15 protein-coding genes and 1 pseudogene are annotated in these 19,026 nt (G+C 40.9%); 3 read left to right on the top strand and 13 right to left on the bottom strand.

Features of this window, described 5'->3' with window-relative positions; genetic code table 11:
- Positions 1-14: 14 nt before the first annotated feature.
- From JEP40_RS00665 to sfsA, 12 genes are all read right to left on the bottom strand, one after another.
- On the bottom strand, positions 15-1,046 hold the full coding sequence (locus JEP40_RS00665) for an ABC transporter substrate-binding protein (protein ID WP_198622013.1): 1,032 nt from the start codon (positions 1,044-1,046) through the stop codon (positions 15-17).
- 2 nt (positions 1,047-1,048) lie between these two features.
- Entirely contained in the window at positions 1,049-2,401 is a 1,353-nt protein-coding gene (gene uhpC, locus JEP40_RS00660) for an MFS transporter family glucose-6-phosphate receptor UhpC (protein WP_332873022.1), read from the bottom strand.
- Positions 2,402-2,468: 67 nt separating this feature from the next.
- Positions 2,469-4,025, bottom strand: a complete 1,557-nt coding sequence (locus JEP40_RS00655) for an MASE1 domain-containing sensor histidine kinase (RefSeq protein WP_198622011.1) — start codon at positions 4,023-4,025, stop codon at positions 2,469-2,471.
- A gap of 1 nt (position 4,026) precedes the next feature.
- Entirely contained in the window at positions 4,027-4,659 is a 633-nt protein-coding gene (locus tag JEP40_RS00650) for a response regulator transcription factor (protein ID WP_072070962.1), read from the bottom strand.
- A 226-nt stretch (positions 4,660-4,885) separates the two neighbouring features.
- The gene (gene panD / locus JEP40_RS00645; protein WP_064719124.1) at positions 4,886-5,266 is read right to left on the bottom strand and encodes an aspartate 1-decarboxylase; all 381 of its coding nucleotides are present in this window, start codon (positions 5,264-5,266) and stop codon (positions 4,886-4,888) included.
- A gap of 25 nt (positions 5,267-5,291) precedes the next feature.
- Positions 5,292-6,146, bottom strand: a complete 855-nt coding sequence (panC, locus tag JEP40_RS00640) for a pantoate--beta-alanine ligase (protein ID WP_198622010.1) — start codon at positions 6,144-6,146, stop codon at positions 5,292-5,294.
- A gap of 42 nt (positions 6,147-6,188) precedes the next feature.
- Positions 6,189-6,980 (bottom strand): 3-methyl-2-oxobutanoate hydroxymethyltransferase, encoded by a 792-nt coding sequence (gene panB, locus JEP40_RS00635; protein WP_198622009.1) that lies wholly within the window; start codon positions 6,978-6,980, stop codon positions 6,189-6,191.
- A gap of 363 nt (positions 6,981-7,343) precedes the next feature.
- On the bottom strand, positions 7,344-7,838 hold the full coding sequence (gene folK / locus JEP40_RS00630; protein ID WP_198622008.1) for a 2-amino-4-hydroxy-6-hydroxymethyldihydropteridine diphosphokinase: 495 nt from the start codon (positions 7,836-7,838) through the stop codon (positions 7,344-7,346).
- Positions 7,831-9,168 carry a polynucleotide adenylyltransferase PcnB gene (pcnB, locus tag JEP40_RS00625; protein ID WP_232799117.1) on the bottom strand — a complete coding sequence of 446 codons (1,338 nt, stop codon included), beginning with the start codon at positions 9,166-9,168 and terminating at the stop codon, positions 7,831-7,833. Before pcnB ends, folK begins: the two co-directional genes overlap by 8 nt.
- A gap of 310 nt (positions 9,169-9,478) precedes the next feature.
- Complete coding sequence (gene gluQRS / locus JEP40_RS00620) at positions 9,479-10,390, bottom strand: tRNA glutamyl-Q(34) synthetase GluQRS (protein ID WP_198622006.1); 912 nt, start codon at positions 10,388-10,390, stop codon at positions 9,479-9,481.
- Between the two features lie 54 nt (positions 10,391-10,444).
- Positions 10,445-10,900, bottom strand: coding sequence for an RNA polymerase-binding protein DksA (gene dksA / locus JEP40_RS00615; protein WP_023580786.1), 456 nt, complete (start codon positions 10,898-10,900; stop codon positions 10,445-10,447).
- A 196-nt stretch (positions 10,901-11,096) separates the two neighbouring features.
- Positions 11,097-11,807, bottom strand: coding sequence for a DNA/RNA nuclease SfsA (sfsA, locus tag JEP40_RS00610; protein ID WP_198622005.1), 711 nt, complete (start codon positions 11,805-11,807; stop codon positions 11,097-11,099).
- A gap of 85 nt (positions 11,808-11,892) precedes the next feature.
- Between sfsA and hrpB the strand changes: the two genes are divergently transcribed.
- Both hrpB and mrcB read left to right on the top strand, forming a co-directional pair.
- A complete protein-coding gene (gene hrpB / locus JEP40_RS00605; RefSeq protein WP_198622138.1) occupies positions 11,893-14,325 on the top strand; it encodes an ATP-dependent helicase HrpB in 2,433 nt (810 codons plus the stop codon).
- 116 nt (positions 14,326-14,441) lie between these two features.
- Positions 14,442-16,760, top strand: a pseudogene (gene mrcB / locus JEP40_RS00600) (bifunctional glycosyl transferase/transpeptidase); the annotation flags it as partial.
- A gap of 93 nt (positions 16,761-16,853) precedes the next feature.
- Here mrcB and hemL read toward each other — a convergent pair.
- Positions 16,854-18,140: a glutamate-1-semialdehyde 2,1-aminomutase gene (gene hemL / locus JEP40_RS00595; RefSeq protein ID WP_198622003.1), complete on the bottom strand. Its 1,287-nt coding sequence runs from the start codon at positions 18,138-18,140 to the stop codon at positions 16,854-16,856.
- Positions 18,141-18,415: 275 nt separating this feature from the next.
- On the opposite strand from hemL, the gene erpA reads away from it, so the two are divergent.
- Positions 18,416-18,760 carry an iron-sulfur cluster insertion protein ErpA gene (gene erpA / locus JEP40_RS00590; RefSeq protein ID WP_006534944.1) on the top strand — a complete coding sequence of 115 codons (345 nt, stop codon included), beginning with the start codon at positions 18,416-18,418 and terminating at the stop codon, positions 18,758-18,760.
- The last annotated feature ends 266 nt before the right edge of the window (positions 18,761-19,026 follow it).

Below are 19,026 nucleotides of genomic sequence, written 5' to 3'. Positions count from 1 at the left end.
GCTCTGTTAATGAGCTATTTACCCATTTTTACTTCGGTTACCCACTTATTAATCAACTCTTTACGCACTTCACTATCGCCATATTTATCCATGTCGTAGTTGATGAGTTTTAAGTCTGATAATTTCAGTGCCATTGGTGAAGACTCTGCAGAGGTATTAGTCAGGATTTGGTAAGATTTACCTTCTTTCCAACTAATTTCTTGCGCTTCTTTTGAGAGTGTCCAATCTACGAATAATTTTGCATTATCCATATTACGGGCATTTTTAATGATACTGACACCACCGATTTCATAGCCTGTACCTTCACAAGGTGAAATCAATTCAAGTGGTGCGCCATTTTCAACTTCTAATGAGTAGTCATGTAAGAAACCAATACCAATGGCCGCTTCACCACGGGCTGCGTTTCGCGCTGGGGCAATACCTGATTTGGTGTATTGAGAGATGTTAGTATTAATTTTTTTCAGATAATCAAAGGCTTGCTCAGTACCCCATAACTGATCAAAGGTTGCCAGTGCGGTATAAGCGGTTCCTGAACTTTGTGGATCGGCGATTTGGATCTCACCTTTATATTCAGGTTTGATTAAATCTTTCCAACAAGTTGGAATAGCAATCCCTTTTTCTTTTAAGCGATCTTTATTAACGCCGAAGCCTAAGATACCGACATAAACCGCAGAAGAGTAGTTACCTTTGCGTTTAGCAGGATCACGAAACTGTGCCATTATCTGATCAAGATTTGGTGAAACATAAGGTTCTAACAGATCCATTTCACCCGCTTGTGAATGAGGATCCATCGTTCCACCATACCAAACGTCAGCTTGTGGGTTACGCTTTTCAGCTTCAATTTTAGCTAAAGTACTTCCCGAGCCATTGCGAACGAAGGTTGTTTTAACATCATACTTTTCGGCAAAGGCTTTTGTTTCAGCTTCACACATTGCATTTGTCGCACTACAGTAAACCACTAAGCGACCGGCAGCGTGGGTTGATAAGCTAACAGCAGAAAGTGCCAGACCAGCAGCAATAAGTGTAGAGAGGGTTTTCAATTTCATGTTCAGAACCTTTTAAATGTGTCGTCATCGGAAAATGAAAGAGGGCCTACTAAATGCTCTTGTTTGCTAACATCAGCAATCAACAATGGCATTAGCAGTAGTCCCATTAAGGCCGCAGCACTGGTCAATAATGCAAACATCCCAGTCCAACCATAATGCGCCATGACCTGACTTAATGGCCAACCTGCCATTGCTGCCCCTAAGTAGGCATACAATCCCAAGTAGCCTGTTACCGTGCCTGCTGCGTTTTTATGGCAATATTCTGTTGCAGCAAGCCCGATTAACATCTGTGGTCCGAACACGAAAAAACCGATACTAAAAAAACAGGCTGCGAGCAGAGCATAATGATGAATTGGAATTAACCAAAGTGCTGCTACTGCGGTAAAAAGTCCGAGTGAAAACAGCAATATCATTGGTGCTCGTTGGCCTCGGAATAAGAGATCCGAGCCCCAGCCTGAACATAACGCACCTAATAAACCACCCACTTCAAATAAAGAGAGGATGGCATTAGCACTCAATAAGTTGGCGCCATGTGTTTCTGATAACCAGATATTTCCCCAATCGTTTATCGCCATACGTATGAGATAAACCAAAATATAAGAAAATCCTAGCAACCAAATCATTCGGTTAAATAAAATACTCTCTTTCAAAATAGTCAGCATCGGTTTGGGTGGAGAGGCTTGCTCTTGACGTAATTCAAAAACATCGCGTCGCCATACACCAACGGTAGGCAATCCTTCTTCTACAGGTGTGCCTTTTAACCGCATACATAGCCATAACCCGATAATAATGCCGATAATACCGGGTACAAGCAGTGCTACTTGCCAACTATAATGCGTAGCTAGCCACGCCGTTAAGATGGGAAGGCTCATCCCACCAAGATTGATTGAGATATTCCATAATCCCCACCAGGATCCTCGCTCATTACGTGAATACCAGTGTGTTAACAATCTTGCACAAGGGGGCCAGCCAAATCCTTGAAAGAAACCATTTAGTGCCCAGACCAAAAGCAGTGCAGGAAACGAAAGACAATAGGCAAAAATAATATTCATGACGCCTGTCATCACTAATCCCACACCCATAAACCAACGATATCCCCATTTGTCATGGAAAATACCGGAAACAAATTTAGATAAACCGTAAGTAAGATAAAAAAGGCTGGCTATCCAACCGATATCTCCTTTATCTAAATTCAATTCAATCTGCATAACGGGCATAACAAAGTTGACGCTTTTACGTGTGAGGTAGAAGGTGGCATAACCGATAATCATCGACAGCATTAAGTTTTTGCGCCAAAAGTTATAGGTCTTATTTATTGATGCCGAATTTTTACCTGACATAACATCCTCTTTGATGTTGCAAATGTAAAAAAAATGTCGCGAAAAAGAATGAGATAAGGTTGTAGATGACTAAGACTTATTCTTAGTTTTCACTGTTTTCTTTTGAATTTGTGGGTAAGTTAACAATTATTTTCGTACCGTGATGATTTATCACTTCCCATTCTCCACCTAAAGCACGAATACGTTCTTCAATGCCACGCAATCCAAAACCGCTACTTTGCTGTGCTGATAATGATGTGGGTAGCATACCAATACCATTATCACTAATGATCAGCCGTAGGCGGTTTTTGTTTTGGGTTAATGAGACTTCAATATAGGTTGCGTTGGCATGTTTACTAATATTATTTAATAACTCTTGTACCAAACGGTAGAGAGTAAAAATAATGGTTTCGTTTTCAGGCTCTTTATCTAATGAATAATTAAAATTACAGGTGATACCATTGTCATTGAAGGCAAATTCATTAATTAAATGGTGAAGGGCTTTTTCAAGCGACATTTCTTCTAAAACTGGTGGCCGCAATTGTCGTAGAAGTTGGCGTGTAGATTGATGAATTTGCAATGCCAAACGTTCTATTTGTTCACCGGTTTGTCGCGTTTTATCGTTATTGGCCGTTTTCTTCATTAGCATCGATTGAATTTGGATTGCGGTAATGTTTTGTCCAATTTCATCATGTAATTCGCGGGCAATCGCTTTTTTCACATCTTCTTCGGTGTGAACCAGTTGCTCCATTAATTCACGTCTTGCTTGAAGTTCTTGCTCTAAACGTAATCGATAATGACGTAAGTTATGGGCTAATTGCTGTTGACGGCTTATTGCTATCCCTAAACCAATACCAATAATGGCTTGAGTGGTTAAGAACATTTCTAATTCACGTAAGTCATTAAATGCACCATTCACTTGGCGAGCGAAGGTAATAATTAAGCTTCCGAGTAATGCCGATAATACGCCACCTTGCCATCCGTAACGGTAGGCCATAAAGACGTTAGGAATAAAAACGAGAATAACTAATAAGCGTTCTATTTCTGGTGTTAAGAAAAATTGAGCGCTTAATCCAATAAGGCAAAATAGAAATCCCCACATCAATAATGACGTTCTTAATGGAGGATCAGGCGTTCCATCAGAGATTAACGCTCGACTTTGTAATTCACGAAGATATTCATAAAGTAAGAAAACAAAAGGTGCGAGTAATATGCCACCAGTGACAGAGGTCAGAAAAATTCCGCTAGTGGTATTAATAAAAAAGCCAAGAATAAAGGCTTGTAACAAACTATTAAAGCCAACAGCACCAATTAATAGGGTTAAGCGTTGCCAGTAAAGTGGATACCGCCACCAAATACGTTGAACTTCTAAGGCGACAATTAAGCTCAATAATGGAGAAAGATAAATAATTGCATGGGTAATTAACTGCTCTTGCGTTAGCCAGTAATAAAGCCCCCATTCAGCAAATAACATCGGTAGCCAAAATCGCCGCCAAAGTAAAATAATCAAGGCTAATCGCAGGCCTTGAGGTAAGAAAAGGGCTGCCTGTTGCCCATTTTTACTTAAATAGAAGCCAATCACCCAAAGTGATAGCCAAAGTAGAGAGTAGGTGAGTAATAAAAAGAGGGATTGAAGGAGAAAGCGCAGTCCTCTTTTCATATCACAGCGATCCTGTGATCAACTGATTTTTTAAGGCGAAATGAACTAAATCGATAGTTGTTTCACAGCCTAATTTACCAAGTACATTAGCACGATGAACGTGTACAGTTTTATGGCTAAGATTAAGTTGTACAGCAATTGTTTTGACATTAACGCCTTGGACTAAAAGGTTGAAAATTTCTCTTTCACGGGGCGTTAATGTATGTAAAGCATCTTCTTTCTCAGGGGTATGTCGTAATGCTTTCATGGCATCAGAGCAAAGATAACAGCCACCTTGATGTACAGCGCGTACGGCTTGAACTAATTCTTCGGGGCCACAACGCTTTGTTAAATAACCACGAGCACCTGAATCAAGTGCGCTTTGAACAAAGGCTGGGGTATCGTAAATACTTAAAATGATCGTGCGAAAATCAGGGCGTTTTTGTTTTAAACGGCTCTGCAGTTGTAAACCACTTTCTCCCGGCATAGAGAGATCCATGACGGCAACATCAATATCATCATGCGCTAAATAAGGCCATGCTTCTTGCCCATTAGAATACTCACCCACAATGTGAATATCGGGTTCTAGCATGAGGAGTTGTGCAAAACCAGAGCGCACAACAATGTGATCATCTACTAAAGCAACTTTTATCATAATTTTTTATTAGTCAGAGAGTAGTCAGATAATACTTATCTGATTTATAACAAGCTACAGGAAGATAAGCGAGGAAAAATGGAGAAGAAACCCGGTTTTGAATCTTATATCTCGTTTTTATTAAGGTGAATCGTGACAAGCAGATAATAACAATAGGTTGTTTATTGTTCTTGTTTCCCATAAGCAGGGAACCTCTGCCTATGGGAAGTGGGTAATATTTTATTAATTAAGCAACTTGAACCGGCACAGCTTTAGCAATGCGCTTCATTTCATTGTTGTCTTCAAAATATGCAATGTTTGGCTTATGGCTACGCGCATCGCTATCAGGAATTTGTACATAAGAGCAAATAATTAAGCGATCGCCAACAGCGGCACGACGAGCGGCGGCACCATTAACAGAAATAATTCGTGAACCTCTTTCTGCACAAATGGCGTAAGTTGAAAAACGTTCGCCATTATCAACGTTATAAATATCGATAGCTTCATTTTCCAGAATACCAGCGGCATCCATAAAATCCTGATCAATCGCACAAGAGCCTTCATAATGCAGATCGGCTTGTGTCACTTTTACGCGATGAAGTTTGCCTTGTAACATAGTGCGTAGCATTGTTGTGTTTCCTATATTCTAATAATTAATCGACAAGATTAACTTGCTGGTTATCGATAAGACGAGTATTACCCAGCCATGCTGCCATTAAAATAACAGCTCGACGGCTCTCTTCATTTAATGGTGTGAGTGTATCTGCATCACAAATAAAACACTCATCTGTACGAAAACCTTGTTGCTCTAAGGTGTTTTTTGCATTTTGTAGTAACTGATTAACATCACGATCTCCAGACTTTAATTGCTCTGCGATTTCTTGTATTGCTTGATAAAGTGCTGGGGCTTGCTGTTTTTCTTTGTCAGATAATAGGCGATTACGTGAACTTAGCGCTAAACCATTTTTGTCACGTACGATAGCAACAGGAACGATGCTGATATCCATACATAAATCACTTACCATCTTCTTGATAATTTGCAGTTGTTGGAAATCTTTTTCACCAAACATAGCAACATCGGGTTGTACAAGATTAAAGAGCTTACTAACAACTGTTGTGACACCACGAAAATGCCCTGGACGGCTTGCACCTTCCAATACAGTAGATAGTACAGGTACATCAACTGTTGTTTGGTTTTCCATGCCATGTGGATACATCTCTTTCGCTGAAGGAGCGAAAATAATATCGACATTTTTATCACGGAGTAATTCGCAATCTTCTTGTAAGGTACGAGGATAATTGGCTAAATCAGCTTCTCTATCAAATTGAAGTGGGTTAACAAAAATAGATGTGATAACCACATCTGCATGAAGACGGGCTTCTTCAATTAATTTCAGGTGGCCTTCATGAAGATTACCCATTGTTGGAACCAATGCAATGCGTTTACCTTCTTGCTTTAATCGCTTGATTTCTCTGCGTAAGATAAGCGTAGTTTCAATAATTAGCACGGCGTGACTCCTTAAACGATATTTATAAATTGAGATGATAAATCAGTTAAATGAATGTTGTTCTTGTGGAAACAGGCCTTGTTCTACTTGCTGGACATAAAGGCTAACAGCACCTTTTAATGAACCTGCTTCTTGTAAAAAATCTTTTGAGAATTTAGGTGCTTGAGGTGTCAGACCTAATAAATCATGCATAACAAGAATTTGTCCATCAGTAACATTTCCTGCACCTATACCAATAACTGGCATCGTCAGCGCGTCTGTAATCGCTTTTGCTAGAGCTACCGGAACACATTCTAATACAGTCAGTTGCGCACCTGCTTTTTCAAGCGCGATAGCATCTTGCTTTAATTGCTCTGCCACATCGCTTTCTCTTCCCTGAACTTTATAGCCACCAAATACATTAACAGATTGAGGGGTTAATCCTAGGTGAACACAGACGGGAACTGCACGTTCTGTCAACATATTAACAGTAGGAATTAGCCAATTTCCCCCTTCGATTTTTACCATATTCGCACCTGCTTGCATCAAAACTCCAGCAGTAAGGCAAGCTTGCTCAGGGGTTGAATAAGACATAAATGGCATATCAGCGATTAAAAAAGCGTTTGGCGCACCAGCTCTAACACAACGTGTGTGATAAGCGATTTGTTCAACCGTAACCGGTAATGTACTGCTATGGCCTTGTAGTGTCATTCCCAATGAATCACCAATAAGCATGGCTTGAATACCTTCTTGTGCAAAAAGGCGAGCAAAACTTGCATCATAGGCGGTGATCGTAGCGAATTTTTTCTTTTCTTGCTTATAGCGATTTAGTGTTGAAAGCGTTGTGGGTTTCATTATAACAAACTCCATCATTGTTGGTTTTTTGTGTGCAGATAAAATAAAATGCTTCACATAATCATTTGTTTATTAAGGAAATTTTAAATCATCAATATAAAGCCGCTTTCGATTGTAGCATTTAAGGGCTAAAAACGAAGAAAAAGTAATTAAATGAGTAATAAAAAATAATAATTAATAAGATAAGATTTTATATATCAATTAGTTAGTAATTTAAGTAAAGCGACAATTACTCAAATGGCGAGGAGATCATAAAGGTGGGGTTGTAATATATAGTGAATGTGTAGCAGTGAGATAGAGGTTGATACCATGTTTATTTTTTACAGTATCAACCTTTAGCTTTAGTTGAGGATTTGCGTGGGATCACCACTTTTCCATGCCATTTTCAGGCACTAACGCTAATCTATCTGCTAATAATTCACCATCAGGAAAGCGAAGATCTGGTGCTAATTCGGCTAATGGATAGAGCATAAATTCACGGACTTTTAGTCCGTAATGAGGCACCGTTAAACGCTCAGTTTGGATCACCTCATCACCAAATAACATGATATCGAGATCAAGCGTTCTAGGGCCCCAACGGTTACCTTCTTTTCTGACGCGACCTTGTGCCAATTCAATCGCTTGAGTGTTATCAAGTAAGACTTCTGGCGTTAAAGCTGTATCAATGGCAACGGCAACATTAAGAAAGTCTGGTTGATCTTGTGGCCCCATTGGGCGAGTACGATACCAGGAAGATTGAGCAATCAGTGTGGTTTGTGGGATTTCACTGATTGCTTTAATTGCTGAATTTACCTGTTCTTCAGGTGAATTCAAATTGCTACCTAAAATGATATAAACACGTTTTGTCTGTTTACTCATTATTGTTCTCTTGTCTTGATGCTGGTTTTGCACTTGGATGGCGAGGACGCTTACGTGGGCGAGGGCGTCTACGAACCGGTGCTTGACCTAATTCCGAGACCATTGAGCGTTGTTGTGTATTGTTAGAGGCTTGGAAATCAGCCCACCAACTAGCTAACGCTTCAAGTTCCGGATTACGTTGTACGTTGGCACGTAATTCCAGTAAGTCGAATGCTGCACGGAATTTAGGGTGCTCAAGTAGTTTATTTGCACGACGACCTTGGCGTTTAGGTAAACGTTGCTGTAATTGCCAGATATCACGCATCATGGTTGTAATACGTTTTGGAATGGCAATCGTACGGCATTGTTCATCTAAAATATCATTCATCGCCATAGCGAAAGAATCATAGTAAGAAAGACCACTTTCTTGGACTAATTTCTCTGCATGTTCGATTAATGGATACCACAACATTGTTGCAAATAAGAATGCCGGATTAACACGCATATCTTTATTAATACGATAGTCTGTATTTTTGAGAACTTGATCCAGTATTCTCTCCATCGGTGTATCATGTTGCTCTGTCATTTTTGATGCTACTAGCGGGAACAGTGGTTCAAGCAACTGATGGCGACACATGAGTTTGTATGTTTTATAGCCTTGCCCTGTTTGTAATAATTTCAGTGACTCTTCAAAGAGACGAGCTGATGGAATATTACGTAATAATGGCGCAAGTCTGCTAATCGGCTCTGCGGTTTCAGGCGCAATTTGCATATCAAGCTTACTGGCAAAGCGAATGGCTCTTAACATTCTAACGGGATCTTCGCGATAACGTGTTTCAGGATCGCCAATCAAACGAATAATGCCCGCTTTAAGATCAGCTAAACCACCTACGTAATCACGCACAGCAAAATCATCAACACCGTAATAGAGGCTGTTTAATGTAAAGTCACGACGGATGGCATCTTCTTCAATGGAGCCAAAAATATTGTCGCGAAGTAACATACCGCTTTGTGCTTGCTGTGATTGGTTGTTATCTGAAATTTCATGATCTTCATGAGAACCTCGGAAAGTAGCAACTTCAATCACTTCAGGGCCAAACATGATATGTGCAAGACGAAAACGACGACCGACTAAACGACTGTTGCGGAATAATCGACGTACATCTTCAGGGGTTGCATTTGTGGCGATATCAAAATCTTTTGGTTTTTTTCCCAGTAATAAGTCACGGACACCACCACCGACTAAATAAGCCTGAAAACCAGAGTTATTTAGGCGATAAAGCACTTTTAATGCATTGTCACTGATGTCTTTACGTGAAATTGGGTGTTGATCTCTTGGGATCACTGTCATTGGCAAATCACTCCCGTTCGCCTTTTCTTTATTACTCTTTTTCTTACGGGGACGGTCTGCGGATATAGCAGGACGCCGACGCACAGGTTTCTGTGTTTCTTGTATTGGTCGGTCAGATGCAGTTGTGACTGGCCTTTCACTTGCTACCGGTTGTGTGTCTGATGACGTTGTTTGTCGCCCTAGCAGATTACGGCAGAAATGTGCTACTCGATTAAAAATGTGACACCTCGAATAATAAATTCTAATAATTAAAAAAATTAAGCGGCTAATCATAGCCTACTGAACATTTTTTGAGAATGCTTTGTGTGGTTTATTCGTATCCTTGTTGCTGATGATTTTGTTTTAAAATCTCAGAAGGTGACCACTGCGCAATCGCAATCTCTAATAATGATGCTAACGAATAATCCTGCCAGCCAGCGATAATCGGCTGATTAAGAAATTGTAAAGCATCGATAATGACGGGTCTTGGATCAGAATCCGGCAATGCATGTGCATGATTTTGCTTCGATAATTTATTACCGTCATGATTTATTGCTAAAGGCAAATGTGCATAACGCGGAATAGGTAACTTCAGTTGTTTATGTAAACTGATTTGTCGCAATGTGGGATCAAGTAAATCAGCGCCTCTTACCACTTCGGTCACACCTTGATAACTGTCATCAATCACCGTTACTAGATTATACGCAAATAAGTTATTTTTTCTGTGAATAATCATATCTTCTAGTACGATAGATGTACTTTTAGAATAATACGTACCTTGAATAGTGTCTTCAAAATGATAAACAGGGTGCTGCTGGATCAGCCGCCATGCACTGTTTTTATCAAAAGGTGTCTCGCTATTTGCTAACGGTGCGTAGTGACGACAGTGATTATCATACACACCACCCAAATCATGTAAACGATGACGGCTACATCGGCAGTGATAGCAGACGCCTTCTCGCCAAAGTGCGGACAGTACTTCATGATAAGCATCATGGCGTTGTGATTGATAAAGAATATTACCATCCCAAAACAATCCATAACGCTCTAATGTGCGAATAATTAAGGATGCCGTGCCAGGAGGTTCTCTAGAAGGATCGATATCATCGATGCGAAGAAGCCAACGCCCGTGGTGTGCGCGAGCTTGAAGGTAACTACCAAGTGCAGTAACCAATGAGCCAAAATGAAGTTGACCCGTTGGCGATGGCGCAAAGCGCCCAATATAGTCTGTAATCTCGTGCATCGAAAGATTCAGATAAACGCCTCAACGTATTAGGTTGAGGCGTTGGCCCATCAATTAGCCAGCCATCTGCTTTTCACGGATTTCAGCTAATGTTTTACAGTCGATACATAAATCGGCGGTAGGGCGAGCCTCTAAACGGCGGATGCCGATTTCAACGCCACAAGATTCACAGAAGCCGAAGTCATCATCTTCAACTTTTTTCAGTGTTTTCTCGATTTTCTTAATGAGTTTACGTTCACGATCACGGTTACGCAGCTCAAGGCTGAATTCTTCTTCTTGTGCAGCACGGTCAACGGGATCGGGGAAGTTTGCCGCCTCATCTTGCATATGAGTAACGGTGCGGTTGACTTCATCCCTGAGCTGATTGCGCCAAGATTCAAGTATTAGCTTAAAATGCGCTAATTGGGCTTCGTTCATGTACTCTTCGCCCGCTTTTTCCTGATATGGCTCAACGCCAGCAATAGCGAGAATGCTCATGGACGATGTTTTACGCTTTTGCCCTTCTTGCATAATGCTTCTCCTACATACGCATTTCTGAATAATCCCCACCTTCAAAACAGGAAGGGGAAAAAATAGGGCGCTATAAATAGCAGATGCCCGCGAGGATAGCAATTATTCCTTTAATAAGTTTTCTCATGGTGTGAAGGCACGCAAGTAAATGTCCCTTTTTAGTTAAAAAATGCTTAACTAAAACCATGAAAATCAATTAACCATTTGAAATAAAAGGTAATTGCTGTCCAATTGTTAAATTGTATTCACTAATATTGATGCGATAACACAAGATTTCAACCCCTGCGTCATGTGCTTCTTTTAGCAATGAAGCATAGTCAGGGTCAATCTCTTTAGCAACAGTCACTTCCGTAATGCCAGTATGGGGAACTGCGTAGAATAAGACAGCCCTTAAACCCAATTTTGCGATAGCCGTCAACTCTCGAAGATGTTTCTGACCACGTTGTGTTTTGGCATCAGGAAAATAACCCATCCCGTTATCTAACAATGTGACTGATTTCACTTCAATATAGCAGTCAACTTTATGATTTGATTTAAGTAAAATGTCAATACGGCTATTCTCATTCCCGTATTTGACTTCTCGTTTTATCTCTTTATATTCAGATAATTCTGGAATATCACCCGCTTCAATGGCATCCGCAACAATATCGTTCGCTCTTAATGTATTTACACAAATCCAATCATCAGTTTGAGTTTGTGTAAGTTCCCAACTGTGGGGATATTTTCTTTTTGCATTTGAAGAGGTGGAATACCAAACAGTATCACCGGGAGTCGCACATCCTGTCATTGCCCCAGTGTTGGCGCAATGAAGCGTGAATTCTTCCCCATCAGGGGTAACAACGTCTGCTAAAAAACGCTTATACCGTTTTAGTAAAGTGGCAGATTGTAGTGGTTGCTCAAATTTCATGACAACTCCGATGAAAATACGATCTTTAATAAAGCGCTAATGCTACAATGCCAAGCCGAGAAAGTTAATGAGTCATGGAGCCTGTGTGCATTTATTGCCAATTTTTGAAGTAACGGAAAATATCGTTACTGCGTTAAAACAATCCCCACAAGTCTTACTTCATGCGCCAACAGGTGCAGGTAAATCAACAGCGCTTCCCCTCTATTTACTTCAGCAAAACCTTTTCGACGGCAAAATTATTTTATTAGAGCCAAGACGAATAGCCACTAAAAGCATTGCGTATCGTTTAGCAAGTCAGCTTAATGAAGAAGTGGGTCATACGATAGGTTATCGTATGAAAGCAGAAAGCAAAGTGAGTCAGCACACTCGACTTGAAGTGGTAACAGAAGGTGTATTAAACCGCATGTTACAGCAAGATCCAGAACTGACTGGTGTAAGCCTTGTGATGTTAGATGAATTTCATGAACGCAGTTTACAGGCTGATTTAGCTCTGGCTCTATTACTCGATGTCCAAATGGGATTACGCGATGATTTGCGTGTTTTGATTATGTCAGCAACCTTAGACAATCAAAAACTCACGGCATTATTACCTGAGGCGCCCATGATCAGCGCTCAAGGGCGCAGTTACCCGGTCGAAAGAGTATATTCTCCTATTAATACGCATCAACCTTTTGAGCAAGAAATTGCCACCATGGCTTTGCGATTACTGGCGCAAGAAGCGGGCTCCATGTTGATATTCTTGCCAGGTAGTGCAGAGATTATGCGCGTTACTGAAATACTAAAAGATAAAGTGGATAAACATGTGTTGTTGTTTCCACTGTATGGGGCGTTGTCATTAGCGGAGCAACAAAAAGCGATTGAACCTACAGAAATAGGCTATCGAAAAGTGGTACTTGCGACCAATATCGCAGAAACCAGCTTAACAATTGAAGGCATCCGCCTTGTATTGGATAGTGCGATTGAGAAACGCGCTCAGTTTGATTTAAAAAGCGGTGTCACCAGCTTGTTACGCCAGCGAATTAGCCAATCATCACAAATTCAAAGGGCAGGACGTGCGGGTCGCCTTGAGGCTGGAATTTGCTGGCATTTAATGAGCCAAGAACAATCACAAAGAATTGCCTCTCATCAAGTACCAGAAATTTTAAGTAGCGATTTATCCTCATTATGGCTTTCCGTATTGCAATGGGGATGTCGCGATATTAATCAGTTGAATTGGCTAGATACACCCTCGCCACAAGCATTGAATGCAGCTAAAGATTTATTATATCGTTTAGGCGCTATTGATAAACAAGATGGGTTAACACCGCGTGGCTTGCGTATGGCGCAATGGGGAATAGATCCTCGACTCGCGGCAATATTAGATTATGCTAGCGAACAAAGTGACAATCATCTTGCTACGGCTTCTCGCTTATGTGCAATCCTTGAAGAGCCACCACGAGGACAAGAAATTAATCTAGAGTGGATTACTCAACAAAAAAATACTTTCTGGGCACGGCGTGAAAAGCAACTTTCTCAACATCGAAAAGGGACTTTTTGTCCGGAATTGTTGGGTTCATTATTAGCTGTCGGGTTTCCTGATAGAATTGCTAAAAATCGTGATAATCAAGGTCGTTTTCGTTTAGCTAATGGGCAGGGTGCAATGATGGACGACACTCAATCAATAAGTGGTGCACCTTGGATTTTAGCGCCGTTGTTGCTTCAAAGTACACATTATGCTGATGTGCGTATCTTATTAGCGCTGCCTATTGATATTGATGAGATATCAACGACTTTTTCTGAACTTATTGAAGAGAATACCACGGTTGAATGGGATGAAAAACGCGGTACATTAATCACTTGGCAACAACGTCAATTAGGGCGATTAACCTTAAGTCAGCGTCAATTAGACAAACCTAATAAACAACAAATGCAACAAGCATTATTGAACTGGTTGAGAGATAACGGCTTAAATGTATTAGCCCTTAGCGAAGAGACTCAACAGTTTTTTATACGGCTTTCTTTAGCGAAAAAATGGTGCCCAGAAGCCTTATTACCCGATTTAGATGGATCTGCATTACTTGAAACTTTAGAAACATGGTTATTGCCCGAATTGGGCGAAATTCAGACATTAAAAGCATTACAACAAATTGATATTAATACAATTATTAAAAACCAATTAACGTGGCATGAAAATCAGTTGCTACAAAGTTTATTTCCAACGCATTATTTAGCGCCAACAGGTACAAAAGTGGCGATCCAATATGATTTAGAGTTACCACCGGTTATCGCGATCCGCATCCAAGAAGTTTATGGTGAGAAACAAAGCCCTATTGTAGCAAATGGTCAATTACCCGTTGTAATGGAGTTATTATCACCAGCTCATCGACCTATTCAAAAAACACAAGACTTAGCAACGTTTTGGGTTGGAAGTTATAAAGAGGTGCAAAAAGAGATGAAAGGGCGTTATCCAAAACATTTGTGGCCTGATTCACCCGCGAATACTGCACCTACACGGCGAGTAAAAAAATATAGCCAATAAATAAATGTAAGTTTTACCCTAGTGTTATTTATATTTGAGAGCTTTCTTGTGTGATCACACAGAAAAATAGCGACAATGTTAGGCTTCTTTATCCCGTGATAAAGGGGTTTTAATGAGAGATACAGTTCATGAGTAGAAAGAAAAGACCAGCAAAGCAAGCCAAAAGAGGTCGTTTTTGGTTTTGGTTATTTGTTAAAATTGCGGTTGTCGTTGCGGTTTTAATGGGCATTTATGGTGTTTATTTACATTCTCAAATCAAAGAGCGCCTTGATGGCAATGTTTGGGAATTGCCTGCTGCTGTTTACGGACGCACCGTCAACTTAGAGCCAGGCATGAATTATAGCCAAAAAGAGATGGTGAGCTTACTTGAAGGCATGCAATATCGTAATGTCAACAAAATCACACGTCCCGGCGAATTTGTGGTAAGAGGCAACACGATTGAGATGTTGCGCCGACCTTTTGATTTTCCTGATGGGCGTGAAGAGCAAATTTTGGCTAAGTTGACCTTTGAGCAAAATTCTCTTGTTAGCATCACAAATATGGGAAATCAGCGTCAGTTTGGTTTTTTCCGTCTTGATCCTAAATTAATTACTATGATGCAATCTGCCAATGGTGAACAACGTTTATTCTTGGCAAGAGATAAATTTCCACAATTATTAGTGGATACATTAATTGCAACAGAAGATCGTCGTTTCTATGAGCATGACGGTATTAGTTTTTATTCTATTGGCCGTGCAGTATTAGCGAACTTTACTGCAGGTAAAGCGGTTCAAGGTGGTAGTACTTTAACGCAACAGTTAGTGAAAAACCTGTTTTTGACTAACGAAAGAACGTTAAAAAGAAAGCTAAATGAAGCCTATATGGCCATTATTATGGATGCGAGTTATAGCAAAGATCGCATTCTAGAACTGTATCTTAATGAAGTCTTTTTAGGGCAAAGTGGTGATGAACAAATTCGAGGTTTTCCTTTAGCTAGCCTCTACTATTTTGGTCGCCCCGTTGATGAATTAAGTCTTGATCAGCAAGCACTTTTAGTGGGTATGGTAAAAGGTGCATCTGCTTATAATCCATGGCGTAATCCAAAGGCAGCATTAGAGCGCCGTAATGTGGTATTAAAACTACTGCAAACCCAAGAGATAATCGATCAAGAACTTTATAACGTATTAAGTGCACGTCCTTTAGGTGTAAAGCCTCGCAGTGAAGCGTTAACGCCTCAACCTGCATTTATGCAATTGGTTCGCCAAGAATTACAAACAATTTTAGGCGATAAAGTAAAAGATTTATCAGGTACGAAAATTTTCACTACATTAGATCCAGTTTCGCAAGATGCAGCTGAAAAAGCGGTTGAAGTGGGTGTCGCGGATATACGTAAAGTTCGTAAAATTGACGATCTTGAAGGAGCGATGGTTGTTGTGGATCGCTTAAGTGGTGAAGTTAGAGCCTTAGTGGGAGGCTCTCAACCACAATATGCGGGCTTTAACCGTGCATTATCAGCCCGTCGTTCAATTGGTTCTTTAGCAAAACCAGCTACCTACTTAACGGCATTAAGTGAACCAGAACGTTTTCGCTTAAATACCTGGCTTGCGGATGAACCTATTTCTGTGCCTATTCCCGGGGGTAAGCCTTGGCAACCGCGTAACTACGATCGTGGTTATAAAGGTAAGTTAATGCTGGTGGATGCGTTAGCAACATCGCGCAATATACCTACTGTGAATCTTGGTTTAGAGGTGGGATTAGACCAAGTGATCAAAACATGGATTAATTTGGGCGCACCAGCGGAAAATCTGGAAAAAGTCCCAGCGATGCTTCTTGGGGCGTTAAACTTAACACCAATGGAAGTCGCTCAAACATTCCAAACGATTGGTAGTTTAGGTAACAGAGCCAAAATATCGTCATTGCGTTCGGTTATAACTCAAGATGGTACCGTGCTTTACCAAAGTTATCCTCAAGCTGAAACGACGGTTTCGCCTCAAGCTGCTTATATGACGTTGTTTGGTATGCAACAAGTGGTTAATTCAGGGACAGCATGGCGTGTATTAAAACCAAAATATGGTAATTACAACCTTGCAGGTAAAACAGGTACAACTAACGATTTACGTGATAGCTGGTTTGCGGGAATTGATGGTAAAGAAGTCACCATTGCATGGATGGGACGTGATAATAATGGTCCAACAAACTTGACAGGTTCAACAGGGGCGTTGTTGCTGTATCGTAACTATTTAGAGAATCAGGCTCCGCTGAAATTAACGCCATCTGTGCCAGAAGATATTGCTGAAATGTCTGTTGATGCTCAGGGCAACTTTGCGTGTTATGGCGGTGGTGTTCGTACTCTACCTGTGTGGACAGCAAACCCCGATGGATTATGCACCCCCCTTCAGGAAGATACCGATGAAAGTGGTGCACCAAAATGGTTACAAGATCTGTTTTCTGAGTAAGTGATCAGGTGGTTAGATAAAATAAAAACGGCACATAAGGTGCCGTTTTTTTGTTTATTTACATATTATTTTTATTAAAAAAATAATGGGGTATTAACCCTTCATTTGAGCAAAAGCATATTCCGCAGCATCAATAGTGCGCTGAATATCCTCTTTGGTATGAGCAATAGACATAAAGCCGGCTTCAAATGCTGAAGGTGCAAGGTAGATGCGTTTTTCTAGCATTAAATGGAAGAATTGTTTAAAGCGTTCAACATCGCAGTTCATCACATCTTGATAGCAAGTGACTTCTTTTGCATCCGTAAAGAACAGACCAAACATACCGCCAACATGGTTGATAACCATTGGGATACCCGCTTGTTGTGCTTTTTCAAGTAAGCCATCCGCCAGCATTGTTGTTAGTTCATCTAATGTTTGATGAACACCTGGTTGTGATACTTCATGTAAACATGCTAGACCTGCAGCCATTGCAATTGGGTTACCTGATAAAGTCCCTGCTTGATAAACAGGGCCAATTGGCGCAAGTTTAGACATCACTTCCATATGTCCACCAAATGCACCCACTGGCATACCGCCACCGATGATTTTACCTAAGCATGTTAAGTCAGGATCAACGTCGTAATAAGCTTGTGCGCCCCCTAATGCCACGCGAAAGCCTGTCATAACTTCATCAATAATCAGTAGTGCACCAAATTCATCGCATAATGCACGCAAGCCCGGCAGGAAGTCTGCTTTTGGTGGTACGCAGTTCATATTACCCGCAACAGGTTCAACAATGATACAAGCGACTTCTTCAGGGTAGTTTTCAAATGCTTGGCGTACAGAATTTAAATCATTGTAAGTACAGGTTAAGGTGTGTTTGACAAAATCAGCCGGTACACCTGGTGAGTTGGGTTGCCCCATAGTCAATGCACCAGAGCCCGCTTTTACTAATAGGCAATCGGCATGGCCGTGGTAGCAACCTTCGAATTTAATGATTTTGTCACGACCAGTATAACCACGGGCAAGGCGGATCGCGCTCATTGTTGCTTCTGTACCTGAGTTCACCATGCGAACCATGTCCATTGAAGGTACAAGTTCAGTGACTAAGTTTGCCATTTCAACTTCAGCCGCCGTTGGTGCGCCAAAACTGAGGCCTTTTTGTACCGCGTCAGTGACTGCATGACGAATGGAAGGGTGGTTGTGGCCTAAAACCATAGGTCCCCATGAGCCGACATAGTCAAGATAAGCACGTCCATCAGCATCATAAATATACGCACCATTAGCACGTTCAATAAAAAGAGGGGTTCCACCTACACCGTTAAATGCTCTAACAGGTGAGTTGACACCGCCGGGGATCACTTGTTGTGCGAGATTATAAAGCGTTTCAGACTTGCTCATGTCAGACTCCTAATGATGGGTGAGCGTAAGATTAAGGCGTATTCTAAAGCACCACGCAGATGAAGCCAAATACACGACAACAACATTTTGATTTATCACTGTTATTGTAAGTAAGTGGTTTATCGTAAAAAGTGATAGGTAGCAAAAAGTGTATTTTGTCCACAACAAACTTGAAGGTTATGAGCAGGTATTAGATAATCACCATATTATATCAGCAAGAAATATAAATTTTTGCTGGCTGTTTTTTTGCTGGAATACCCAGTCTGGAGTGAACAATGAGTGATGATATGGCTCTGCCGTTACAATTTACTGACGCGGCTGCAAATAAAGTAAAAGATTTGATTGCGGATGAAGAAAATCCAAATCTGCGTTTACGCGTTTATATCACAGGTGGCGGTTGTAGCGGATTCCAGTATGGTTTTACCTTTGATGATGCAATGAATGAAGGTGATATGACCATAGAAAAACAAGGCGTTGCATTAGTGGTTGATCCGATGAGTTTGCAGTATTTAGTCGGTGGCTGTGTGGATTATACAGAGGGGTTGGAAGGGTCGCGTTTTATTGTGACGAATCCTAATGCTAAGAGTACGTGTGGTTGCGGTTCTTCTTTCAGTATCTGATCCTTCTTTTGCGTCGTGGCAGTGCAGTAGTGCCACGGCGTTATAGCCGTGCTCGTAATGTTCACATACTAATGTATGCTCCGCTTACTGTTCGCTGTCTGCCTTGTTGCACTGCTTACTCGCTCACAACTCTTGTCTGTGGGTGATATCTTTGTCTCTACTCAAATGGATCTTCTGCGATGCGCTAAATTTTAGGTGCGGATTTTTTGTCCTTTGAGAATGAAATTGGTTGTTTAAAGGGCTGTGTATTAGTGACTATTGGGTAA

It is taken from the genome of Proteus vulgaris, from assembly GCF_016239305.1.
GTDB classification, from domain to species: Bacteria; Pseudomonadota; Gammaproteobacteria; order Enterobacterales; family Enterobacteriaceae; genus Proteus; species Proteus vulgaris_C.
Note: the sequence above shows the minus strand (reverse complement) of the source record. Positions and strands in the feature narration are given on the sequence as shown.